The 24,457-nt window shown below is 56.1% G+C and carries 20 protein-coding genes and 2 pseudogenes; 14 read left to right on the forward strand and 8 right to left on the reverse strand.

Going from position 1 to position 24,457, the window contains the following annotated elements; all coding sequences use genetic code 11:
* Complete coding sequence (gene arsB, locus HWY05_RS32745) at positions 1–1,074, forward strand: ACR3 family arsenite efflux transporter (RefSeq protein WP_176060946.1); 1,074 nt, start codon at positions 1–3, stop codon at positions 1,072–1,074.
* 84 nt (positions 1,075–1,158) lie between these two features.
* On the opposite strand, the pseudogene HWY05_RS32750 reads toward arsB, so the two are convergent.
* A pseudogene (locus HWY05_RS32750) lies at positions 1,159–1,266 on the reverse strand (acylphosphatase); the annotation flags it as partial.
* A gap of 185 nt (positions 1,267–1,451) precedes the next feature.
* On the opposite strand from HWY05_RS32750, the gene HWY05_RS32755 reads away from it, so the two are divergent.
* Positions 1,452–1,808, forward strand: coding sequence for a GGDEF domain-containing protein (locus HWY05_RS32755; protein ID WP_176060947.1), 357 nt, complete (start codon positions 1,452–1,454; stop codon positions 1,806–1,808).
* A gap of 566 nt (positions 1,809–2,374) precedes the next feature.
* Complete coding sequence (locus HWY05_RS32760; RefSeq protein ID WP_176060948.1) at positions 2,375–2,695, forward strand: H-NS histone family protein; 321 nt, start codon at positions 2,375–2,377, stop codon at positions 2,693–2,695.
* Between the two features lie 1,403 nt (positions 2,696–4,098).
* Here HWY05_RS32760 and HWY05_RS32765 read toward each other — a convergent pair.
* Together HWY05_RS32765 and HWY05_RS32770 are read right to left on the reverse strand one after the other, a co-directional pair.
* A complete protein-coding gene (locus HWY05_RS32765) occupies positions 4,099–5,688 on the reverse strand; it encodes a recombinase family protein (protein WP_279614193.1) in 1,590 nt (529 codons plus the stop codon).
* Between the two features lie 226 nt (positions 5,689–5,914).
* A complete protein-coding gene (locus tag HWY05_RS32770; RefSeq protein WP_176060950.1) occupies positions 5,915–6,187 on the reverse strand; it encodes a diguanylate cyclase in 273 nt (90 codons plus the stop codon).
* Positions 6,188–6,957: 770 nt separating this feature from the next.
* On the opposite strand from HWY05_RS32770, the pseudogene HWY05_RS32775 reads away from it, so the two are divergent.
* From HWY05_RS32775 to HWY05_RS32820, 10 genes and pseudogenes are all read left to right on the forward strand, one after another.
* A pseudogene (locus HWY05_RS32775) lies at positions 6,958–9,791 on the forward strand (type VI secretion system tip protein VgrG).
* Complete coding sequence (locus tag HWY05_RS32780; protein ID WP_176060951.1) at positions 9,788–11,302, forward strand: hypothetical protein; 1,515 nt, start codon at positions 9,788–9,790, stop codon at positions 11,300–11,302. The pseudogene HWY05_RS32775 and the gene HWY05_RS32780 overlap by 4 nt, the downstream one beginning before the upstream one ends.
* Positions 11,303–11,310: 8 nt before the next feature.
* On the forward strand, positions 11,311–12,315 hold the full coding sequence (locus HWY05_RS32785) for a PoNe immunity protein domain-containing protein (protein ID WP_176060952.1): 1,005 nt from the start codon (positions 11,311–11,313) through the stop codon (positions 12,313–12,315).
* Positions 12,316–13,402: 1,087 nt separating this feature from the next.
* Entirely contained in the window at positions 13,403–14,059 is a 657-nt protein-coding gene (locus HWY05_RS32790) for a glycoside hydrolase family 25 protein (protein WP_176060953.1), read from the forward strand.
* 450 nt (positions 14,060–14,509) lie between these two features.
* The gene (locus HWY05_RS32795) at positions 14,510–15,151 is read left to right on the forward strand and encodes a hypothetical protein (RefSeq protein ID WP_176060954.1); all 642 of its coding nucleotides are present in this window, start codon (positions 14,510–14,512) and stop codon (positions 15,149–15,151) included.
* 229 nt (positions 15,152–15,380) lie between these two features.
* The gene (locus HWY05_RS32800) at positions 15,381–15,944 is read left to right on the forward strand and encodes a hypothetical protein (protein ID WP_176060955.1); all 564 of its coding nucleotides are present in this window, start codon (positions 15,381–15,383) and stop codon (positions 15,942–15,944) included.
* A 12-nt stretch (positions 15,945–15,956) separates the two neighbouring features.
* Positions 15,957–17,342 (forward strand): alkaline phosphatase family protein, encoded by a 1,386-nt coding sequence (locus HWY05_RS32805; protein WP_176060956.1) that lies wholly within the window; start codon positions 15,957–15,959, stop codon positions 17,340–17,342.
* Positions 17,343–17,360: 18 nt separating this feature from the next.
* Positions 17,361–18,338, forward strand: a complete 978-nt coding sequence (locus HWY05_RS32810) for a hypothetical protein (RefSeq protein WP_176060957.1) — start codon at positions 17,361–17,363, stop codon at positions 18,336–18,338.
* Between the two features lie 131 nt (positions 18,339–18,469).
* On the forward strand, positions 18,470–20,431 hold the full coding sequence (locus tag HWY05_RS32815; protein ID WP_176060958.1) for a hypothetical protein: 1,962 nt from the start codon (positions 18,470–18,472) through the stop codon (positions 20,429–20,431).
* A gap of 114 nt (positions 20,432–20,545) precedes the next feature.
* Positions 20,546–20,809, forward strand: a complete 264-nt coding sequence (locus tag HWY05_RS32820) for a hypothetical protein (protein WP_176060959.1) — start codon at positions 20,546–20,548, stop codon at positions 20,807–20,809.
* A gap of 361 nt (positions 20,810–21,170) precedes the next feature.
* Here the strand turns inward: HWY05_RS32820 and HWY05_RS32825 are convergent, their stop codons facing one another.
* Positions 21,171–21,590 carry a hypothetical protein gene (locus HWY05_RS32825; protein WP_176060960.1) on the reverse strand — a complete coding sequence of 140 codons (420 nt, stop codon included), beginning with the start codon at positions 21,588–21,590 and terminating at the stop codon, positions 21,171–21,173.
* A 93-nt stretch (positions 21,591–21,683) separates the two neighbouring features.
* Here HWY05_RS32825 and HWY05_RS32830 point away from each other — a divergent pair, with 93 nt between their 5' ends.
* Entirely contained in the window at positions 21,684–22,514 is an 831-nt protein-coding gene (locus tag HWY05_RS32830; protein ID WP_176060961.1) for an H-NS family nucleoid-associated regulatory protein, read from the forward strand.
* A 70-nt stretch (positions 22,515–22,584) separates the two neighbouring features.
* Here the strand turns inward: HWY05_RS32830 and HWY05_RS38505 are convergent, their stop codons facing one another.
* From HWY05_RS38505 to HWY05_RS32845, 4 genes are all read right to left on the reverse strand, one after another.
* The gene (locus HWY05_RS38505; RefSeq protein ID WP_244146764.1) at positions 22,585–22,824 is read right to left on the reverse strand and encodes a hypothetical protein; all 240 of its coding nucleotides are present in this window, start codon (positions 22,822–22,824) and stop codon (positions 22,585–22,587) included.
* 53 nt (positions 22,825–22,877) lie between these two features.
* Positions 22,878–23,189 carry a hypothetical protein gene (locus HWY05_RS32835; protein WP_176060962.1) on the reverse strand — a complete coding sequence of 104 codons (312 nt, stop codon included), beginning with the start codon at positions 23,187–23,189 and terminating at the stop codon, positions 22,878–22,880.
* Between the two features lie 454 nt (positions 23,190–23,643).
* The gene (locus tag HWY05_RS32840) at positions 23,644–23,916 is read right to left on the reverse strand and encodes a helix-turn-helix domain-containing protein (RefSeq protein ID WP_176060963.1); all 273 of its coding nucleotides are present in this window, start codon (positions 23,914–23,916) and stop codon (positions 23,644–23,646) included.
* Positions 23,913–24,449, reverse strand: a complete 537-nt coding sequence (locus tag HWY05_RS32845; RefSeq protein WP_176060964.1) for a hypothetical protein — start codon at positions 24,447–24,449, stop codon at positions 23,913–23,915. Before HWY05_RS32845 ends, HWY05_RS32840 begins: the two co-directional genes overlap by 4 nt.
* Positions 24,450–24,457 lie beyond the last annotated feature (8 nt).

The raw sequence follows: 24,457 nt of genomic DNA on the forward strand, positions 1-24,457 counted from the left end.
ATGGCAGGCAGTCAAACCGCTGCAAAGGCAGCGCGGCCGGCACCCAGCGGTATCGGATTCTTCGAGCGCTATCTGTCTGTGTGGGTTGCGCTGTGCATTGTGGTTGGCATTGTCCTGGGCAAGTTGTTGCCCGGCACCGTGCATACCGTTTCGACGCTTGAAGTCGCCCACGTCAACATCCCGGTCGGGATTCTGATTTGGGTCATGATTATTCCGATGCTACTGCGCATCGACTTCGCCTCGCTGGGGAAGGTTCGCAACCAGGTGAAAGGCATCGGTGTGACGCTCGTTATCAACTGGGCGGTCAAGCCATTCACTATGGCATTTCTGGCATGGGTCTTCGTGCGGCACGCGTTTGCGTCGCTGTTGCCCGCAGACCAGTTGGACAGCTACGTCGCCGGCCTCATCCTGCTCGCGGCGGCGCCCTGCACAGCGATGGTCTTCGTCTGGAGCCAACTGACAAGGGGCGACCCGTATTTCACGCTGTCGCAGGTCGCGCTGAACGACCTGATAATGGTGTTCGCGTTTGCCCCTGTTGTCGGACTGCTGCTCGGCATCTCGAACATCACGGTGCCGTGGGATACGCTGCTGACGTCCGTAGTGTTGTACATCGTCATCCCAGTCATCATCGCGCAGGTTCTTCGCAAGATTCTCCTGCGCAAGGGCGAGCAGCATTTCCAGCGAGCACTGGCGAAAATTGGTCCCTTTTCCATCTCAGCATTGCTGCTGACGCTGGTGCTTCTGTTCGCTTTCCAGGGCGAGCAAATCATCGCGCAACCTCTGGTCATTCTGCTGTTGGCCGTGCCAATCCTGATTCAAGTGATTGTCAATTCGTCGCTCGCCTATCTGGCGAATCGTCAACTCGGGGTTTCGCATGACGTCGCTGCGCCATCGTGCCTGATTGGCGCGTCCAATTTTTTCGAGCTGGCGGTTGCGACCGCAATTAGCCTGTTCGGTCTGAAATCTGGCGCCGCGTTGGCGACTGTGGTCGGTGTACTCATCGAAGTGCCGGTCATGCTGGTCGTAGTCAAGGTGGTCAACTCATCGCGACACTGGTACCAGCGGACATCGTGACTGACTCAGCCGCCTTCCCCTGCGAAGGCGGCACCGCATGAGTGCGGAAAGACATCTTCTTTCGCTGGAGCAATTCGCCTGCCCTTACAGCGTGGGCAAGCGCTCGAAGTGGTCGGAGCGGGCAAACGGCGGATACAGTTCGGTCACCTCAAGCGCGTCGACAAGTGCTGCGGACAATCCCTCGCTTAGCCAACCGCCCGCGTCGACAGGCTGCTCCCGCGTTCGGCCACTGCTGACCTGTACCCCCGTGCGGAGTGAAAATCACCAGTACTTTGGACGGTTTCCCGTGAGTTCATCGAGTATCGGGCAATCTGGTCGTGAGTCACCTCGGCAGTGCGAAGCCAGATAGTCCAGGGTCCGCAAAGGGGAAAGACAGTATGGCGGTCAAACTTCGCAGTCCAATCCTTAAAATGCTGCGGCAAGACGCGATTGTTGTGCGATACGGCGGCGAGGAGTTTGCCGTACTGCTCCCTGACACTGACGCAGCGGGCGCTATCGCTACCGGCGAGCGGATGCGCAAAAGCGTCGAAGGCATGACCCATTTCGCACTGTTAGAAGGTCAACCAGCTGTCACGGTCAGTGTCGGCAGCGCGACGCGACTGCCGGCTCTCGGCGGGGGCCCCCACGAGCTGCTTCTTGCTGCGGACGAGCAGCTCTATTCTGCCAAAGGCGCCGGCCGTAACCGCGTCATGCACGAAATAAGCGCAACCGGTTCGTTCGCTGTCCGTACGTGAATCATTGCCCTTGAGCACCGGCCTCGTAGCAGCAAACCCACCGCCGTTCGGCGACGCCGAGATAGCTTCGTATCCCATTCGCGTCGGTGCAGGCATCGCCGTAAGGAACTATGTTGGTCCAATTCACTCGGGACCCATCCGGCGCCTACGGTCGCCTCTGCATAAGAATTTCTTAAGCTATCGAATGTAATGTCGGTTGGGCCGCGTTGTCTCTCACGGAGACGCTCGTCTTCAGGAGCGATTGACCAGTCTTACGGCACAGCAAAGGTCTTTGATGCGGATGCCGGAGAGCCAACGTTACTCTACAATCGGAGCTAGCCAATGAAAAGAGGGGATGGTCGGTCGGGCACTGAACGCTATGAAGCATGCCGAGTAATTGATGAAGGTTGTTCGTGGGCGATGTCCGCATGTGTCGACATGGTTGACGCTGCCGGTGCTATTGACGTCAGAGACAAGCTTCACGCGGTGCGCGACGCAGTGCATCGGCTCCACGCGGCCGCGACCGTCGCCTTCGAAGAAGCATCCCGGACGATGCAAAACTGAGCTACCGCTGAATCCAGTAACCGATGGAAAAGAACACTTATACAGAACTTGTAAAGCAACTGGCCGAACTCGATAAGGAAATTGAACGCGTCCGGTGCGTCGAACGAAGTAGCGTGATAGCAGCGATTCGTGCGCAGATGCGAGAGTACGGCATCAAGCCAAGCGAGCTCGTCGGACGAAAGCGTGGTAGGTCGCCTGCGCCGCCGAGATACCTGAACCCGGAGACGGGCCAGACATGGACTGGTCGAGGGCCGCGCCCCCACTGGCTCCACGGTAGGAACTCGAAGGAGTTCATGATTGTGCATCCGGAATCGCAACGTTCCGATGCTGAAGACACGGAATAGACCTTGGCGCTACAGCCGTTGAAGGTGTCAAATGGCTGGCAGGTCATGGGGACAGCCCAGAACTCGAATACCGATTGTGTTAAAGAGTGAACAATCCACTTAACCTCGACCTACGTGCGCGAGCTGAACTACTAGCCTATCTTGTTTCGTCACACCTGCTCGCGAAACAACTGACGGGCGACTGGCTTTCGCCGGACCACGTCGTGGAGTCCACAGCCTTGTGGTTAAACACCAACGGTGGCGGCGCTGATGTTATGCAGCGAGTCATGCTGTCGAGTCGCGCTCTGGAACTGGCCCGACAGTTGGAGACGGCACCATTGCCTGCCTTTTCGCGGCAGATGGTTGCCACGCTGTTTTGTGAGAATTTGAGGTTGGACTTCCGTTCGGAAACAGCGCGGACAATATACCAGCACTGTTTGACCTACCTTGCTGGTACGCGGTGGTTTTAACGAGTCTGGATGCCTGTCGGTGGGCGTCTAGCTGATTTTCCTTTGCGTGATATTGCGGGGCTAGCAGCCGGCGAGTAAGGAAGCCGCATCGGACGCCCAGGCTCAATTGCAAAGTCTGCCGCCTTCGCCAGGCGGTCGAGCACGATGGCGAAGTCCGGATGGTGCGAGCAGAGCCAGGATGCAACCGCCTCGTTCCGCATCCAGCCCCGCACGTAACTGGCCGCAAGCGCCAGATGGAAAAGGTCATCGTCGTAATGCGAGCGCAGCTTTGCCGCTTCGATTTGCATCTCAACGAGCCCGCGTTCCATCCTGGCCAGTCGGCCTGCGAAATCAGGGTGAGACTGGCGTCCCCGTGCATCATCGCCCCTCTCACTTGATGGCGTCGCAGCCAGGAGCGCCCGAGCGAAATCTCCGCTGAGATTGTCCACTGCGACCATAGTCCGGGCGGTTGTAACCTGACGCGCCGGCGTCATCCTCGCAAGCGCTGCGACTGTCCGTTTGGGAAGCGTTTGCCCGACGAACAGCGCGAACGCTTCCGCACAAATTTCTGGCGGTCTTTCGCATCCGGCCCGAGCCGCGTTTGAACGACGTATGAATCTCGCTGGTCGAGCTTGCGTCATCAGCGTTGCTCCACGAGCCGTTGACGAAGGAGCTTCGGTATCGAGGTGAACCCCTCGGCGCGTAACAGTGCCACGAAAGCTTGGTCCGAAAGCAGCTCCAGCAAGACCTTGGTCGTCAGAGCCGTCTCGCCGTGTGTCGCCTGCATACGTCTGATGGCCGTCCGCTGGCGCGCACGCTCCAGCTTGAGAACGTCTTTGGCCTTTTCCTCTGGTGTGGCTTTTCCACCCGCGTGACGACATTCAGGTTGGAGCTCTGTTGGTTGTGATTCGCCATCTTGCCGGTGCAGGTTTGGCTCAAATCCAGAGGAACTGATGCCTGGTCGACGCGAGCGCATCAGGAGACTCTCACACAAGGTGCCGTGCTTACCAATGTTTCCAGAGGGACGCTCTCAGCGATGTCAAGCAGGTGTGTCAGGTCCAGATGCTGATACGCTTTGAAATGTGCCTGGCCGTGCCGGTGGATTACCGTGTATGCACCTGGAACGAGGCTTCCGCGCGGGAAGATATGGAAGTCGAGCAAGTCGGTGCTCGCACGCTCTACACGACCATATACAAGAAAATCGACAGGGAAACAGTCCGGCCACCGTGCAACCCAGTAAGGCACGTGGCCACCGATAAGCCACGGGCTACGAACAACAAGCTTCAATCTCAGCGAGCCGTCGACACACATGGTATCTGTGTGCTTTTCGTATCGCACCTCGTGGCCCAGACTTTGCAAAACATCGATGGTTACATCGACGACCCGCTTCTCCATGCGGCGTTCGACACAGCGGTTTTCTGAGCGGGCTGGGTCAAGATTCGGTGCGTACCCTATGGCCTTGTAGGCCTCGTTCAGGCTTCCAAACTCCTTCATTACCTGCTCGATGGACGGAGCGTTAAGGTAATGCCTTAGTGTTGCCTGACTGAGCTTGCCGGCTCGTTTGATGACTTTGTGCAGACCGTCGGTAATCTCATCCCTCGTGGGTCTACGCCGGGCTCGTTCCATTTTCTGCTGAACGTCGGTGAAGACGCGTTTGTCGACGACAGGTTCAAATGCTCCAGGGACACGAATCCACTGCTGTTCCGGAACTCGTTCCCACGGGCTGGTCAACTTGGAAGTGGTGCGACTGTACACATTGGTGCCGATGTACATTTCGTTGCGGAGGATGTTCAGAATGTTTTGAGCTTGCCACGGTCGCCCGAAACCGTTGCAAATCCCGAAATCATTCAGACGCCTTGCTATGGCGACCGCTGTTACTGGCTGCGTCGCGTACCACTCGTAAATTTTCCGAACCACCGCCGCTTCGCCACCGGCCGCCGGGGCGATGATGACGCGGTCAGTCTGAACACTTTTGTACTCGTACCTGTCGAGGGGGTGCCGGACGTTGCGGTCTGAGTCGAGAAGGATGCGGCGTAATCCGTAGCCGGGTGGGCCACCTGTATGGAAGCCGCGTTCGACATTGAGGCAGTGCCCCAGGAAAACCTTGCGGGACATTTCGCGACTGAACTCTGCGGCCATCGCCCGCTTCAACGCTTTTAACACGGACGTCGCTGGACTTCCATCGTTCTCAAAAGGTTCGGCGACGTATACGACATTGACTCCCGCACGCCGGCATGCATATTCGTAGAATGCGGCCTCGTCGACGTCTTGGAAACGGCCCCAGCGGCTGACGTCGTATACAAGCACCGTGGTGAACTTGCGCTTCGGGTTATCAACGTCCAATAGCAACTGTACGAGCGCCGGACGTTCTCGCAAGGTCAAGCCACTTATGCCAGCGTCTTCGTACACACTGACAATGCGGATATGGTGGGCAACTGCATAGGCCGCGATAGCCTGTCTCTGGAAAACGGGGGAGTATTCCTGATGGTCCGTCGACATACGGATGTACTGCGCGGCCCGGACAGGCACAGATGGACTTGCTCTTCGACTTCGGGCGGAAGGCATATGGAATACAGATGGCAGCACAAGCAAGTAGTAGTGCTTCTGCAAGGGAAGTCAAGGTGAACTCGGTAGCCAAACCCACAAGCCTGACTTTGCACCACATCGGCTGCCCGACAGCACACAGTCAGGGCGCCTCAAAGTTGCGGGTGCCGTGAGCTTGGGACAGCAGGTATTTTCGCAACTCTGCGAATCATTGCTACGGAAAGCTCTTTGTGAATGCGAGACGTGCTCAGTCCAACTTCGGCATGTCGGTCGATATCGTGGCGGCGTCAACACAATATGTACCCTTGCCCGCTTCCTTTGTGTCGTACAACGCCCCGTCGGCTCGCTTCATCAATTGCTCGAAGGACTCGCCGTTCACCTCGAACGCTATGCCGATGCTGGTGCCAATGCTCACGGCGTCGCCTGTCGATAGCCGATACGGCCTGGCTATCTGGCGAATAACGCGTTGAGCGAGTGAGATGGTGCCGGAAGAGGTCGCGCGCTCGCTGCCTCTATGCATATTAGGTTCGTATCGACGTGTCTCCGTTGCCGCAAGCGTTGCGGCGTATAGCCCCGGCGGTCACCGGCTCTTATCCATCGATGTGCTGCCAGGGTGACGCCTTGTTGCTTTGTGCGAAGCGCGTGAGCCGCTTCTGTACGTTGAGCATCGCGCTGATGGGCGCGTGCTCCAGTTGCCAGTCATGCAGCGCGAGCACTCGCTCGAGTGTCGGGGTGTCGGTCTGGTCAACCTGCCAGATGTTCTCCCTGACTGCGCGTGCTCCGCAGGACGCCAATGTCCGTTCTGCTTCCTGATAATGCCTTAGGTCGGTCGCGCCGAAACCTGCCTCCTGAAGGTACTAGGTGACGTAGACCACGCGGACAAGGTCGGTCAGCAGGTGACCGTTTCCGGCTCCGACCTTCAACGCTGCAAGCGCGAGATGATGCCTTAATGACTGCGCCCGAGCGGATTTGACCGTTGGTGGCAGCAGCACGGCTTTGTTCGCAGTCGTTCTTCCGGATGCGCGCCGTGTCGACTTTTTTCTATTCATATTGCATTAAAACGAAGGCTCCTGAATTTCAGGCTTGATTTTATATGGCACCGTCAATCTCAGGATTTATTTGTGACAGAAAAATGATGGAAGGTGTCGTTAAATTCGTGACTGGCAGTCTCTCCGGATAACGAATGTCGCCCGCCATGATGTTTAACATTTTGATGCTGTGAATTTCATCTGATGTTTTGTAAAATCGCGCGGAGCGCGTCTGCGCTGTAAATCCATAAGATGAGGCGGTATGGGCGCGCAGGACATAATCACGGCAATATCCGGCGGGCTGGTTCAGCAGAACCGGCTTTTGAAGCTGGAGACCCCACTGGGCAACAATGTCTTGCTGCCACAGCGTGTTGTGGCTCGCTCGCGGCTCGGTCGCCAATACGAGTTCACTGTGGATGTCGTTTCAACATCCGCTGGTATTGAACTCAAGAAGCTGATTGCGCAGCCCGTCACCTTATGGGTCCAGCAGAATGATGCATCTTATTTACCGCATCACGGATATGTCCATACTGCACGCCGTCTCGGCTCAGAGAGCGGCCTGACCTGCTATCAAATCGTATTTGCGTCATGGATGCATTTCCTGCGTTTTCGTAAAGATGCGCGAATCTGGCAGGATAAACCGGTCGATGAAATCTTGACCGATGTATTCAATATGCATCCCCAGGCGCAAGGCGCTTTTCGCTTTGACCTGCAAACGCAGCTTGCTTCGCGCTCCTTTTGTGTCCAGTACGAAGATGACTGGAATTTCGCTCATCGTCTGACGGAGGCCGAGGGGTTATACGGCTATTTCGAACAGGCGACGGATGGCAAGTCGCATACCCTTGTCATTACGGACGGCGTGGCTTCGCTGCCGGCGTTATCGCCGCAGACCGTGTCGTTCTATCGTGCCGGCACAGGCAGCGAGGCTGACGCGTTGGTGCAGTGGAGCGGCACGCGCACGCTGCAGAGCACGACGCTGACAACCCGCACGTTCGATTACAAGTCACCGCCGACTACTGGCAATCCAAAGGGTACGAGTGTTCCTACGCTAGACACTCAGGGCAACCTGCCCCAGCAGGCGGAGGTGTATGAATACACCGGCGCATACACATATGGCGAGCAGGAGCGTGGCGACCAGCTCTCCAAAGTCCGCATGGAAGAATGGGAGTCGCGGGCGAAGCGCTTCTACGGCGTCGGTGCGGTGCGGCGGATGGATGCCGGCCGCTGGTTCGAACTCGTCGACCATCCGGAGCACGACAGGGGTAGCGAGCAGGAGCGCAGTTCGCAACTATCGAGACGGCCTGGTTCATCGAGAACAATCTACCGGTGTCCAGCCGCGCGCCGGATTTTCCGCATAGCCTGAAGAATGAGCTTGGGGCAAAGCGCGCCGCGCACGCCGCGACAGGCGACATGCACATCGTGCCTCATGCCGACGGCAGCGAAGGATTCTTTCTGGTCGAAATCGAAGCCCAGCGTCGCGCCGTGCCGTATCACAGTCCGCTCGAGCACCACAAACCCGCCATGTACCTGCAGACTGCGACCGTGGTCGGGCCGGCAAATGAGGAGGTCTACACCGACGCGCTGAATCGCATCAAGGTGCGAATGCACTGGGACCGGCTGAACGATGGTGACGAGAAAGCATCGTGCTGGGTGCGGGCGGCCTATTCAGACACCGGCGGCGGATACGGTGCTGTTCATACTCCGCGCATTGGCGAAGAGGTCATCATTGACTGGGTCGGGGGCGATTGCGACCGCCCGATTGTGACGGGGCGCGTGTACAACGGTACCACCAGGCCGCAATGGCATTCGAATGGACTGCTCTCAGGCTACCGGTCGAAAGAATACCAGGGCAGTGGCTATAACGAGATGGTAATGGACGATGCGACCGGTCAGAATCGCGTCCGTCTATATTCGTCCAGCGCTAACGCGTATCTGCATCTGGGCTATCTCATCGAGCAGACGGGCAACACCCGAGGCAACTATCTCGGCAGTGGCTTCGACCTGAAGTCCGATGCCTACGGTGCCATCAGGGCTGGGAAGGGGCTGTATGTCTCGACACACCCCGCCACGGGAGGCGCGGTTCAGCAGCTCGGAGTGCGGCAGGCGCAACAACAGCTCGCCAACGCGGACAGCGTGCTCGACGCGTTGTCGGACGCCAGTGCCACGCATCAGGCTGCGAGCCTGAAGGATGGGCACGATGCGCTGAAAGCATTTTCCGAGTCCACGCAAGACAGTGTCTCAGGCTCGACCTCGGGCGGCCGGACAGCAGGTGGCGGCACCGGCAATGCGAATGCGTTCAAGCAACCTATCATGCTATTCGCCAGCCCGTCCGGCATTGCGCTGTCGACGCAGCAAACCGCCCACGTCGCCGCTGACGAGCAATTGAATATCGTAAGCGGCCAGAGTGCCCATATTGCGACCGGCAAGTCGCTTATCGCGAGCGTCGCGCAGAGCATCAGTCTCTTTGTACAGAATGCCGGGATGAAGCTCTTTGCGGCAAAGGGCAAGGTCGAGATTCGGGCCCATGATGACAATGTCGAGTTGACGGCGCAGAAGACGGTCAAGCTATTGTCCGCGACCGAGAAAATCGAAATGGCTGCGAAGCAGGACATCCTGCTGACTTCGGGCGGCGCCTATATCCGCATCTCAGGCGGAAACATCGAAATTCACGCCCCCGGAAAAATTGACGTCAAGGGCAGCCAGCATTCGTTTAATGGCCCAACGCAGGGTAACTACGACCTGCCGGTGCTGCCGAAGGGCGACCTGCACAATAAGCTTGAACTGAATCTCGCCGACGATTCGCTGAAGCCCGTGCCGAATGCGCCATACAAGGTCATATTCGAAAACGGCGGGGTCATGTCCGGCAAGCTCGATGCGAATGGCTATGCGGTGCTGCACGATGTACCGCCAGGCCCCGTGAAAGCATTCTTCGGTGAAGACGCACGTCCCTTCACCCGGGCACCTCTTCCGGAGGCAAAGGACCTTGCGCCGGACGACGTTCTGAAGGAACTCCACGCAGCGGGTCATGACGAAATTACTCACGACAATCTCGCGAGTCTTTTTAACCGTTTCTCTGGCCGTCCGGACCTGCAATGAGCGATAACGACCAACAGGCGATTGAGGACGCGGTTGAGCAGATTGGCCTGTCGATGGCTTCGAATGCGTTCCCGCTCTTCTACGTCGCACAGAACGTGTATGACACAAGCGAGAGTGTCTGGACGGTGTGGAATAGTCGGGACAGCACCGACGAGATGGTCAAGGTCGAAGCAGGCATTGACCTGGTGTTTGCCGTTGTCGGATGGGTGCCGGTAGTCGGCGCCGGCGTGAAGCGTACCTTCCGTCTCGTCAATCACAGGTCCGACATCTACGGCCCTCTCCTTTTCGACATCCTGCGTCTGGTACTGCAGCGTGCAGGGGTTCACACGAGCCCCGAGGAACTGGTCGACAAGCTGTTCGACGCGTCGGGCCTCAAGACTGTGCTGACTGGTGCGCGTGAACACATTGAGAAATCGTGGCTGTTCAAGGAAATGCCGGTCGCGGCGCAGGCCACGTTCAGGCAGGCGCTTGTGTGGGTTGAGACAAATCTGCCGTACTGGCTGACGCAATTCCTCGAGCGCAAGCTCCTCCACTGGAAGAAGAAACAGCCGAACTCGTCGGCGGAGACGACGCTCGAGCGCCGTAAGGAAACGGAGAAGCCAGGCAAGGTGGGGGTCGAGGCCGAAGAGGGGCATAACCGCCCGTCTGCATCGTCGAGTCCGGGTGTCGTGAACGCAAAGCTCGCGGTGGCTGACATCACAAACGGAATCACCGGTATCCTCGGCGAGCACATCGCCGACTATTATTGCTATGAGAGACTTGGTTGGGGCAGCGGCTGGGAAACACACGACCAGGGCCTGATGGGTCGGTGGTCGCGCGAACCTGGCGCCGAGACGCCAGGCAAGTTGAATGACCATGGCAAGCTGAACAAGCTCTTTGACCTGCGCCCTCGAGGCAAAGGCATCGACGGAGTCTGGCGCGCGAAACCGGCGACCAACGAGGGCAAGCCCTATGCCATTGTCGAGGCGAAGTCATCCAAGGTAGACCGGCAGTTAAAGAATCCGGACGGCAAGCGGAACATCACGCCGAAGCTTGGAACCGCCATGTCTCGTGTAAAGGATGTGGTGCGTCCCGACGCGGAGGAGTTGCTGGAGCCGCCAGCCGCGCAGACAGCATCCGCCGTTTCTGCCGGGTCCGGCAAGCCGTCTGGCGGAAAACGTCCTCCTGGCAAGCAGACTCCTGCGCCGACAGACCGGGTTGGCAACACAACGCCAGATGGTCGCGGTGGTGGTGTCATTGTACAGATGAGCGATGACTGGATTCGTCAGAATTTGTCCAGCGCGGTGGGCGATGTACTTTCGAGAGAGATTCAGTCGTCAGGATATGCACGACATATCCTCTATGTCCCGTTTTACCTGCCCAGCGCGGTTGCCCACGAAACTGCGTTGATTCAGGGCGACGAGCACGGGCATCATGACCACGACGTCCCGGCAACGCACCACTATCGTGACGAGGAAGTTGCAGTTGCGGTCAAGCGGAAAGCGATGGCGGTCAACAAGAGAACTTTGTGAGTGCACGTATGGATGATTTTTCGACAAGTCGACGACAGCGCTTTCTGAGTGAAGAGTACTTTCGCTGGTTGAAGGACTTCCTCAGAGAATCGGTCGATTACTGGAGCCAAACACTTCCTGCCAATGGGACTGAGTCGGAGCGGCGGGCGGGTGCAGCTTGGTCGCGCGCCTCGGACAGATTCAGGGGGTTACTGCTCCGATACACTAGCGGCGAAGACATTCAGCCAATGCGGACGGAACTCGAAGATGTTGTGGGCGCCTATGAAGAGTACACGGCGTTGCGCCGAATTGCGGATGATGATTCGACGTCTCCCCCGTTCATGTTCGGCGAAATCGGAGATTATGAACAGGCCATGCAATTAATCGGCTTGTGTCACCTTCTCCATCGGCGAGACTTGTTGCCGAGAATAGCCGGGATGTTGGACCCGTCGTATTGCGCGCAGGATACTTTGTACGAGGACCTTCTCGCCTATGGTATCGACGGAAGATTCGATGTGGATAAGTGGTTTCAGGATAAACCGTATCGCACCCTCATCAACAGTTTCTATCGCGATACAGACGGCGAAAGCATTGCAGATATCTCGACATATCTTGACGACTGGTATCCGGCCTTGAAGGATGCTCCCGGCTACCGAGATGGCCATCTGAACCAGTCTAAAACTGGTGGGAGCTACGTTGGCTACTGGGCGATGGAGGCTGCCGCAGCAGCATATCTGCTCGAACTCGACGACACCTCGTTTCGCGACCATCTTCTGTATCCGAAGGATTTGGTGGACTTCGCGCGTGAGTTCGACGCACGCCAGCACTCTCGGCCGGCCGCGCTGAGTACCGGGCCTGTGTCTGTACGTACCGGACAGCTTTGCCCCGAAACCGGTATCTGGAAGGCACGCGGCCACAATGTCCCGGGTGTGCTAGTGCAGAAGGGAGACCGCATGCCTGAGGTCTTCGCGCCGGATGCACGCGGCGCACTACGACCGCAGCCCGCTCTCTGGGAATTCGAGCGGAAGGCGTAAGCATCGCCATGTCGGCGTTCGGCGATACGTTCCCTGCCGATTCCAAGGTTGTCGCTGGCATTGCCGTTTTGTCAGAAAGAACGATTGCCGGAACTGAATTCGACGGACCCGGAGCGTAACCATGACTTGGGACGGTACGGTTTGGGTTAAGTCGAAACGCCCACTTACCAAGATAGAAAAGGCGCGTCGATTGAAGGTGGACGTCGCCGCTAGCGGGCAAACGTGCTTTGGCTTCTTATGCAACGCAGTTTCGCATGAGGTGATGCGGTGCGATATCCTCGGTATCAATGCGTTTTGGGGTGCTCGAGAATCGTCGATAACGAAGCATTGAAGGCCTCGGACCGTGTATCGCATCGTCGCGGTCCATTTCTCGATAGACAATCTGCTCCGCGTCACGAGCCACCCGCAGGTTAGCGTTATGCGTAATCGTAATTATCTGAGGGTGTAGTTCTGCCTCATTGATAATATTCACGCCGGACAAAGGCCCAGATGGAACTCTTAAAGGTCTGTTGCCGCGTTGCCCAAAAGGTGTGCATGGCGGTGCTGGCACCGGGTTTCAACCAAATCATCAAATAGGTCCCTGTTAGTGGCGCATAACGCCCAAACGGTTTGGCGGGCAGCAGGCGATGCGCCAAACGGGTGAATCCAGCTGCGCGTGCCTACAAGTCGACAGTTCATAGCGAGGGGAGCATGGCACAGAAGAGACGCGACTCGCTCTTGACTCGCAATTATGCATAAGGCATATGCCGTTGAAACTGCGGGCCTGCAATGACAAAAAATCGGTAAATTTTTTCTCATCTCCCTTTGGGATGAAAAAAATACTTGAAAAGCGAGTGCGGATACTCTATCCATAGTAGGGTCATCTCGACGTATCACCACAGTGACAGCGCCAGCAGTATTGCCGGGTGTATGTGTTTCGTAATCCTATGTATGGTGTCGGTGCTGTATTTTTTTAGTTGTTTTACCTTGAAGCCGCGAGTCTGGTCTGATGGTTTTCTGAATAATTGAATAGACCGACTACCTTCCGGACTATTGCTTGCTCGCGGGCGGCGCAACCTCTCACGTTGTGCTATAGGAGGAGATTGTCATGTACGCCAACGTTGTTATTGACATCTCCCACTATGAGGGGCACGTGGACTTTAGCGCTGCGACAAAAGAACCTGTCATCGCAGTGATTAGCAAGGCTTCGTACGGTCTGAGTGGGGTGGACAACACGTACGCCGTACGACGCGATACTGCGAAGGCCTGCGGTTTGCTTTGGGGCTCATACCACTTTGGCACAGGGGAAGGAACCGGTCAGCAACAAGCTGAAAATTTTCTTGAAGTAATTGGACAACAGGGTACGGATGACCTGATTGCTCTTGATTTCGAACCCAATGTCGATTCGAAGGGGAATCCTCTTGGTGCAACGATGACTCTCGACCAGGCGCGCGGATTTGTCTTGACAATATACGACGCCGTTGGACGTTACCCACTTCTGTATAGCAATCATTTTCTATCCGCGCAGCTCGTCGGAAAATCCGACGCCGTTCTCTCGAACTGCCCACTGTGGTTCGCAGAATACATGCTTTCCCCGACCGGTAAGCCGTCCGTGCCGGTGGGCTGGAATTCTTGGACGCTTTGGCAGTACACAGACGGTGAGGTTGGCCAATTGCCACATACGGTCCTTGGTGTTGGCCCGTGTGACAGGAACTACTATATCGACTCGGTTGATGCACTGAAGCAAAAGTGGCCGCTGTCGTAACCCGTCGTATTGACGCTGCTTAAGCACTTCAGATACTTGCCGAAACTTAGACAGGAAATGGCGGTGAATCGCACTGCGGAAAGGGGGCGGCTATGAGCGACGAACATTCCGAACCAGAAAAAGGTGGGAATAACAATGTTCGGAGCGCCGGAACACATCAAAAGGATATTGAAGAACACTCGATGAGACATAAGGTCGAGGTCGTACAGACGCTAATATCCGTGTTCAGGTGGGAACGGATGACATATCTGTCTATGACGGCGAGTTCCGTACTGTTGCTACTCATATGTGCAGCGGTTGAGGTGCTTCGTCCGGGCAAGGAGGTCGATATCAAACCGCTTGTAGGCCTTCTGGGTTCCACAGGAACTCTTACTTACTCAATCAGTAGAATCTTGATGATGTGGAATCAGGCGTTCCGATACGTGACGGACCGAGTGTAGGAGCGTTGACATGGATAGTTCATCCGCTCTCTCGACGGAAGCACTGGCTAAATCTTCTCGTCAGGCAGCGTTCCTGAGTGCGATTGGATTTGTGCTGATAGGGGTTGCCATTGCATTGTGCATTTATGGCCTTTACGTTTTAGAAGGAAAGGTCCGACTTGCGGAGGCGCAGTTGAGGACTCTGCAGTCTACAAGTATTCAACTTACAGCAGATATTGCGGGAGAGCGCGCCGAATATGTGAGGTTGCAATCAGTCCTTGACCGCGCAAGGCTTCAACTTGGTACTGGGGATACGGACGCTGCGGGCAAGACCTTGGCAGCGCCCATCGCTGTGAATGGAGCAGAGACAGTCGCGCCTCGGGTATACATTCAAATCCGCTCTGATACCCAAAGACCGCTATACGAAAGGCTAGCTGGTGTTTTTCGAGAATCACACATTGTTGTACCAGCACCGGAACTCTTGGAAAAAGGGCCTAACGAAACCGAAGTCAGGTACTTCCGAAAAGTTGATGAGAAGGTTGCGGGTGAACTGGCCGACACTGTAAGGAAAATAACTGACGGTATCGTGCAGGTCCGTTATGTTAGTGGGTATGAAGATTCCCCTTTAGTAAAACCGCATCAATTGGAGCTATGGCTCGGCCCAAAGGCGTGAAGTTTTCTCTTCACGTTCCAGAGATGCGAGGTACCTAGGTTATAGCCCGCTGGGTGTGGCCCCAAGCAAACTTACGCTGTCGTCCATGCGCTTCCGAACCGTCCTCATAAGGGGCGCTCATATATGAGATTTTTTCGATAATCGGTATAAAAGAATCGTAGTGCTAATTGAAAAAAGACTTGAAAAATAAAAAGATGAACGCCTTAAATACTTAACAGAGGGAGGTGTCATGAGTATGTATCGTTCTGCCAAAGTGGCTCATCGTTCTCGAAACGGATGGAGATGTATCTCCCTTTTTTCATCCGTTCACCCTGCTCTCGCAGTTGCTCTCTTCTGGAGTTATTCTGCATGCTTCGCGCAGGCCAGTGCCCCAGTTGTGTCCTCGTCCGGAAAGGATGCCGCGCTTACGACTTCATGGCTTTTTTATCTGGTCATTGCGGTAATAACTATTGTTTGGATGGTCGGCATCGCCCGAGTTCTGCAGTGGCTTCGAAAGGACGACTGGAACCTTGCACAGGCGGTTTCAGAGGAGGCTAATTTACCGGATGGTACGCCCACCCCTGCTGCCGGTCAGTTGCCACCACTAGTCGCAAGTACGTCTCGGTTGATTGCCTTGCTCGGCGCAGTCATCATGTCGGCATTTTTTATCGGATTGGGATACTGGGTGATATGGGCGCTCTTTAACGGGCAGTCGATTGAACCAGCGAACCGGACCTTAACCTTCTTTCTCTCCGGAACGGTCCTGTTCACCCCATACGCTGCGAACAAGGTGGCATCGATTTTTCAATCCTGAAGGAGCGTCGAGGTGGCCGTTCAAACGATAAAGAGACTCTTTGTGCTCATGCTCGAAAACCGCTCGTACGACAATATCTTCGGCTGGTCGGACATAAGGGGATGGACGCCGGATGGAAGCCCAACGCAGGCGGAGGGTCTTCTTGGGAAGCCCGAATTCGTCAATCGGGACCGGCGTGGCATACCCTACACGGTAGGGGTCGGAGCATCGTTCCAGCTAACCTTCGACCCTGGCCACGAGTTCTCAGACGTTTTACTTCAGCTATGTGGGCCTACCTCGGTCTCTGCGGCTAACTGCCTCGCAGACAGCGCGAACCTTTATAGTGACGAATATCCCCCCATCCGTGCATCGGCGAACGATTTTGGTTTTGCGGCGTGCCTCGATGACCACGGATATGATGTAGCTGCCGCGCTGAGATGCTTCACTCCGGACCAACTGCCGGTGCTGAATTTCCTGGCACACCAGTTCGCTGTTTGCGACCATTGGTTTTCCTCGATGCCAGGGCCTACGTGGCCGAACCGTTTTTTTTCGCTGGCGGGAACCTCTTGGGGACTCGACCACAGTCCGAGCGACCTTTCTGCTTTGACATCTAACTTCCTGAATTCTGAGCGTTTTGGCAATGGCAGCGATTCAATTCTCACTCGTCTAGCGCCCTCCGAGTGGATGGTGGTAGCTGGTGACCACGCGCAGTCGTGGGCACTCGCCGGAGTCGAGAAGTATCCGCACAACTTTGTCGCCTACTCCAGCTTTAGTCAGCTACTCAACGAGAAGAGCGGATTTCTGCCGCGCTATGTGTTTGTTGAACCCGCTTACGACGCCCTACCGATGAGTAGCTTCAGAAAGGGAAACTCGATGCATCCGCTAGGGGATGTGAGACTAGGCGAGATGTTAATCAAGGAAGTGTACGAGACTCTGAAAGCTTCCGCATATTGGGAGGAAAGTGCGCTGCTAGTTTTGTTCGACGAGCACGGTGGCTTCTTCGACCACGTCATCCCTGGAAAATGTGCGTCGCCCATGCCGCAAGGACCACGTGACGATTTGACAAAGCACAATTTTGGCTTCAATCAGTGTGGCTTCAGGGTTCCGGCGCTGGTGATATCGCCGTACGTCCGTCAATCGACAATTGACCATACAGTCTATGACCACTCCTCGATTCTGAAAACGGCAGGAGCGCTGCTACGCCCGCCGCCGGCGCAACCACTTATTACGAATTCCAGGATTAGCGCCGCAAACTCGTTTGAGAAACTCTTCTCGCTGACAGTGCCTCGCCACAGAGACGATATTCCTCCTTGTCCGCCAGCCGTGCCGATTCCGAACGGTTCACTGCCACGCACGGGACGAACAGGGCGCTCCGTTGATGCATTTCAAACCCTCCCGGTTTATCGCGGAGCCGCATAGGACGCGACGGGGAAGGAGATGAAATATTCATTCACCATGCTTGTCTTTGTGTGTGTCGTCACGGCGTCGGGGTGCGCGCATCTTAAAAAGTCTGTCAGCGCAGAGCCGCTGGACGAGAATCTTGTAACCGTTGCCAATCTGGAGAATAGTCGCAATGACAGTCGACGTTACCTAGGAGAGGTTGTGTGGGATTCGATGAAGAAATGCAACGATTTTATGGCGCAACTCGTTGTAGCTGAGAATACGAGCAACACAGCGCTTGACATGAGTACGACGGTCTTCAGTGCACTCGCAACTGCCTTTACGCCACTTGCAACGGTTCACGCCATGAGCGCAGGAGCAACAATTGCAAGCGGTTGGAGAACTGATATCGATACAAACATTTACGCAAAGGCCGGTATTGCTACCTACGCGCAGGCCATAAGCGTGACTTATTACAAAGACATGAAAGGGTACCTGCAAACCCTCGAGAACGAGAGGGATGCAGAGATAGTTGCTGCTCTCGAAGTACCAAAAATTCAATCCATTCATCAGGAGTGTAGCCTAGCCGCAGCACAGATGACGGTTAATGCAACCATGCAAGTTGCGGCTAGTACGGATACCGGTGGGGGCACCGCCGCCAAATCTGTCGACAGCGTCGTTGTCGTTGGCCCATTCTTGATTCATGAGAATATTCTCGCGATTGCGACCTCCATCGACCTGCCTGATTCGCCGGTTGTGACCGCGTATACCGTCACCGACAAAGTCAGTTTGGCTGATGTGGCACTTGGATTGGCTGATGCCCTCAAGAACAATCCAAAGCTTCAGTCGGCGCGGGTTTATGCAGAGGTCCATAGCGATGGAAAAACGGTATCAATTGCCTTGACTTCCCCTACGGTCGCGTCAATTCGGTGGCAGCTCCAACCCGAAGGTAAATTCAAGCTTGCTTCTCATGCGTCTGGAGATGTACTGCCCGCTAGAACCCAGGGCGTCGTGCCAGGGCGCGCCTTATACTGACTTTCATCGATTGGCTAATTTTATTCGAATAACTAATCATAGTTATGTATGAGCTTGTAAAAGGCACTGCGTTTTTGTGAAAAACATGGTGGGCTGTATCTTAGATGGGTTGCTGTGAGCGGAGGGCTTGAATGAACCGGAAACGTTGGGCCCTCAGGGCGCTGCTCAAAGCGTCAACACCCGTTTTCGTTGGGGTCATCCTCGCTTGGATAGCTTATGAACGCGTGTTATCTCAGCAGGCGAATTGGTTCTTCGGCGCGTTGGCCGTCGTGGTCGCGGTGCTTTACGGAGCCGTAGTCCTCCGATACGTCCGATACCTTTTCCGAATTGATGAGGTTGACGGTCCATTTCCCTCATGGGTCGAAGCGAGCCTCCCCTGGGTAGTCGTCGTGGTACTGCTGCTATTTATTGCCACGTCGGCTTTTAGCGTTTTTCTCTTCGGCCCGTTTTCGTTGGTTCAGCTTGCTCCATTTGTTGCGCTTGTTTTTCTCGGTTTGGTGTTTGGCGTCTGGTTCATTGGCTGTTTCACCGGTGACGTAGCAGAAGGAGCTCTTGCCCAAGACCGGCGACGCCGACAAAGCTTTCGGTTTGCGTACGTGTTCACCCTGAGCACGCTTGTCGTGTTGATTTTTCCGGTCACAAATCCATGGCAGCCGGACGTGACGGGACCGATAAGCCTTATTCGGGGCTGCGTAGACGCGCAACGATATTTGGGCGTTCCGACGTCTATCCAATGTGGTGATGACGACCTCATGATGGTTTTCGACGGAACGAACGGAAACGTCGAGAAATATGTTGCGGGTTCTATGACAGTCGAGGCGTCAGCCCCCACGCCCGCATCGGCGCCGGTACCCGCAAGCGCACCTGCGGCTAGTGCACCCGCTGCATCAAGTACAACCATTGCGTCGCAGGTCGGCCGAGTCGTAGATAGGGCGGCCAAGACCAAGAGTGAGCGGCACGGCGCGGCGTCGGGCGCTACCGGGACCAAGTCCGGCAACAAACCCTCTAAGCTTGCTAGCGCGCTAGGTTCGCAAAACGCGGCAAGCGCCGCCGCTGTTGCTAGTCCAGTCAGTTCTGCAAGCGTAGCCTCTCCAACGAGCCCGGTCAGTACAGCGAACACTGGGAAGGCTGCAGTCAGTTTCCCGGCCAGTGGAGCAGGCTTCCGGCGCCGCTTCGGAAAGCACAGGGGGTTCATCTATGAGCCTTCCTATCCGTGGTTAATTGTCATCGGCGGCACATATGGAACTGCCTCTGACCTTCCAACGCCAGGCGAGGACTCGTCAACAACGTATGATGAAAATAGCGCAAGCAAAGTAAGCGGAACTACCGCTGTGAGTTCGGCGAGTGCTGTAAGCAACGCAACTGCGGCGAGTACCGAGAAGGGGCTAAGTGACCCTCCGGCGGTCAAGTCACCATATATTCGAAAGGCCCACCAAGTCATCGAGGGCGGCTTCGTCTTGCCCTACTATATCGTCCTGCTTTCTTTCCTTGGCGCGTCGATTTCATTGACGCGAAGAATACCAGAGCTCCAAAAAAGGTCTGAGCCGGCATATATTGGTACGGACGATGAGCCGAATCTTGACTTCAGAACGGTGCGCGAAGCTGTCGTGTTCCAAATTATGCAACTAGTCACGGCTCCATTCGTGGCCATGGTCGCCTTTTACGCCATCGCACCGAACAGTGCCGCGTCCGGGATAGCAGTTGGATTCCTGTCTGGGTTTTCGTCTGAACTCGTGCTTCTGCAGATTCGAGGTGTTGTGGAAGGATTGTTCCCAAAGTCCGTCTCGAGAACCGCTGCGTCGAGCTCGCGCACCGGCAGCATCGTTGGGGTCGTAAGCTACTTTGAAAAGGCGGCTGGCGACGGTAAGGCTGTGTCAAAGCCTTCACCGAATACTTTAGTAGGGTTGCAGGATGAGGATGGCAAGTACAAGGACACAACTGAAGTTAATGGACGATACGCGATTACAAACGTCCCCTTTGGCCGGCACGTTATCAACGCCGCTTCAGGCGGACGGTCTGCAAAGCGCATCGTTACGGTCGCAGCGGCCGCTGAAACTGAGGTGAACCTTATTCTTACTCGCCCTGAAGACTAGGCGGACTCCGCAGCTATATAGGCAGCCCCCGTCGGCGGACCGGGAGTGGGGCGCTGACCAGAGTTGCACATCACGCACGAGCAGCGTATTTGAGAAAACCACAGGAAGCCGGCCTTGAAACTTGCTGTCGAGAAAGACTCGCTCCGGAAAGCGCTTTACCCAATTCATCGCACCATGAAGTTGCCTGACCAACTCCTGCACAGCACGTTTATACCAACGTTTCCACGCGACATCCAGGGGCTTGTTATCCTGAAACCGGACGTGCTTGTCGGAGAAGATAACGACATCATTGCCAAATGCCGCCAAGACATCAGCGAATTCCTTCGCGCTGCCACGACCGTTACGCATATCCTCGTCAGTATGCCGGGTCGCGAATGACCAAAGGCTGAGAAATGACCGTCGGCGGAGCCACATCAAGACGCGTTCAGAGGCGTTTACACCGTCAGCGTCGGAGATGTCGAAAATACTCGTAATTATGAATGCAGGAACGGGCTAGACGGAACTGTTTGCTGCTGATTTCGCATCGCTCAACTGGTTCATGACACCGAGTCTACCGTCGCTAGCCGCTCTATAGACGGCATACTGAATACGTTGTTCGTACCGCAAAAGTAGCAACGGTTCCAGCCAGCGCCGTGCGGATGTGGTTCCAAATGACAGATGTCCGGTCTGCACAAACCCCGCCGGGTTCCGAAGGCCACTACGTAACGACTCCAGGGGCAAGTCCCCCGGCGACTTCTCCTCAACTGAAATCAATCCACGCCTCGTCACCCTTGAAGGTAAAAATCGGCGTGCCGAATGGGTGTTCACTGTCAAAAAGGTTGGGGAATACAAGTGAACGATGAGGCGTCCGAGTCGGAAGAATGAATAGACGCTCGGTGTATACGTCAACGACTGCGATTTTTCGTTCGTATTTGAACTTCATCCATTCAACTACGAAGTAACGCGAGCACGGTGACCACGCAAAGGTTCCTGCCCAGGCAAGACCGGGGACGCGAGTTCCATTCACCAATATCTCGTGATACGAATCTCCATGCGGTGGCTCTCCTGCATAGGGAAGACGCACAACAACTTTGCCGTCGGGGGAACGGATTTCGAAATCGCCGTAACCAAACCACACGCCCGTACCGTCGGCTGGCATTCTATCTAGGGTAGTCGTCATTGAGATGAGTCGGCGTTCGCTCACAAGAGTTGTGTGTATGCCGCGATGCTTATGGCATAGTGCGGACATTCGTCACCCATACAGGGAGTCCATATGGCAACACTAGAACAGATTCAGGAAAAGATGAAAAAATTGCAGGCTCAAGCAGAAGCTCTCATTTCAAAGAAGGCGCAGGCGGCGGTCGACCAAATCCGCAAGCTGATGCTCGAATACGATTTGACTACAGAAGACATTGAAGCCAAAGCGAAGGAAAAGCGGGCAGCGAAAGCACTGAAGGTCAGCCCCGCTGCCGGCAAGACGAAAGCCACCACTGACGCCAAAGGCAAAACTGCGCCGAAGTATATGCATCCCCAAACGGGAGCGACATGGACCGGGCATGGCCGCGCGCCGGCCTGGATTGCTAACGTCAGGGACCGCGCAAAGTTCTTGATTGCAGGTAGCGATGAAACGACTGTCGCGGTGACTGCAGGTGCGGTGAGCAAGGCCAAAACCTTGGTCAAGAAAGCCTCGAAGGCAGTTGGTGCAAAGGGGCAGCCGAAAGGTCCGCAGCCGGCGCTTTACCGTGACCGCAAGACCGGTGCGACCTGGAGCGGTCGAGGGCGGGCTCCTGCATGGCTGGCTGGCGCCAAAGACCGGTCGAAGTTTTTGATTGATGGCGCCAGCGCGACGACCGATGTGAGAGCTTCGACCGAGACGAAGCCCTCGGCCAAAAAGGCAGTTTCCAAGAAAGCCGGCGTCAAGAAGGTCGCGGCGACAAAGACCGCACCGACGAAGAAGGTTGCGGTGAAAAAAGCGGTTGCCAAGAAGGCCGTGAGCGCGAAGGTGCCGGCTAAGAAGGCGCTGGCGAAAAAAGCGCCGCGCCAGAGCGTGGCCGTGCCAGCTCCGGCCGCCGCAGTCGAGTCTGGCGCCGAGTTGACGACCTAAACGGAGTTGTCAGGGACCCGGTGGACCAGCGATTTTCTGGTTCCACCGGGTACAACAAGCCGACGACGTTTTATTGCGTCTGTGCTGCTTGACGTTGCGCGGCTTGCTGTTGAGCGCGCTGCTTCGCAAGGTGCCTGCCGACCATGCAACCGCCGACCGCACCAACGACAGCGTGGTGCCCCGCGTAATGCCCAGCGACCCCGCCTACCACAGCGCCCTTGAGGCAGCCTGCGGCGTTCGCCGTTCCCATCGTTGCCAATGCCAAGGTAGTGGCCAGCAAAGCTATTCTTATCGGGCTAGTTTCTTTCATTCGAAGGTACTCGGTGGTTGTATGCCGGAGATGTGGCGCCTTCCGGCGCTGTTTCAATACCCGCGCCAATCACGACGCTCGTGCCACTCGTGCTCACGCCATTCCTGACGGCGCCATTCCCGTTCACGCCACTCGCGACGCTCGCGCCATTCGCGAGCCCGCCAGTCATCGTAGCCGCCATACGCGACGGCGACCGGTGTGGGAGCATACGCGACGGGAGGCGGCGGGGCGTACACTGGCTCAGCCGGCGCATACACGGCTCCGGGGACACCCAATCCGATGGCGACGTCGACGTGTGCCGATGCTGCTGTTGATGCTGCCAGTACTGCCAGACCGAGTGCTGCGCCAAGAATCTTCTTGTTCATCTTCGCTACTCCTCGCACATCAAGTGCAATGTCAGTGATTACGGCTCGAAGTCTAGAAGGAGATATTGGACACAGGTGAAACGGCGGTGCGAGATTGGTAACCGTGGATTACGGGCCCAGATGGGGTGTATGCAGCCGCTGTATGCGCTACTTCTGGCCTGTCAGGTCGGCACGCGCCTTGAGAGATGAACAAGTGCTCGTAGCGTCTTCGATACCGGGTGGTGACCGTCTCCAGCCGGGAATACGTTGGACCTGCGCAATCCATAGAAAGGTGGAGTCTTTAAACTCAAGCCGGTCGCTAAATCTGTTGAAATTTGCAGGTCCGCCGGCGCATTAGCCCGCTCGAACGCTCCATCGGAAAGTGCCAAAAGAAAACGCGGCTCCGAATCTTCCGGGTTTCCTTTTGCCAGTGTCAACTCTTGCGCCGGACAGGCAATCCATCAAACTCGTTGTCCTAGAGGCCCATGCGCTCAGAAGCGTCCACCGTTCTATCAAGCCCCTTTTTCTGCGTGGTCTTGATTTTTTCTTTGCACGCCAGTACTGCTGCCGGCTGTATCCGTCGATGACCCCCTTGGGTGTGACGGACCACGCCCAGCTTGCCTTCATCGACGAGCGTATTGAGGTGCGCGCGGGAAACATGGAGAAGCTTCACAGCCTCTTCAATTATGAGTTCTTCGACCTCACTTTTAGCGTCGGCTGGCCGAGGTACTGGCGGGCTGTAAATCATTTCGCCAGCATTGGCTGCGCGATGGTGTCATTGGTACGTGGGGGGTTGCCCGCGCTGAACTCAGCGGAGGTCGCGGGCGAGGCGTCGACTTTTGCTGCGTCCGAAGTCGACACAGCAGCATTACTGAACGAAACCGTAATGTCCTGCGGATAGGCATAAGCTGCACCGTTAGCCGAATCAATGCTGCCTGCCACGAGAGTGCCCACAAGACCAAACATCAGGATGTTCCCCGCCACCGCACCCTTGCGGGTCGCCGACTGGACTGTCGTAAGCGCGTCAGGTTCTCCCTCCTTTGTGCACTTTACGTTCAGGTCATCTTTTGCGCGGTGCACTACGACGTTTCCTGGAGTGGTTACCTTGTAGGTTCCTCGGGCATTAGTCAGCACGCAATTCGCGCCAACGACGTCGACCGAATCCCTTTGCGTCTTAACGGATACGGATTGCGTGGTCCCGCCTGTGATGGACGCGCAGCCCGTAGTCAACGTGACCAGCCCCGCCGTGACGACCAGAACAGCTAATTTGCGGTTTTTCAAGGGATTCT

It is taken from the genome of Paraburkholderia sp. BCC1876 (assembly GCF_902833695.1).
Classification (GTDB): domain Bacteria; phylum Pseudomonadota; class Gammaproteobacteria; order Burkholderiales; family Burkholderiaceae; genus Paraburkholderia.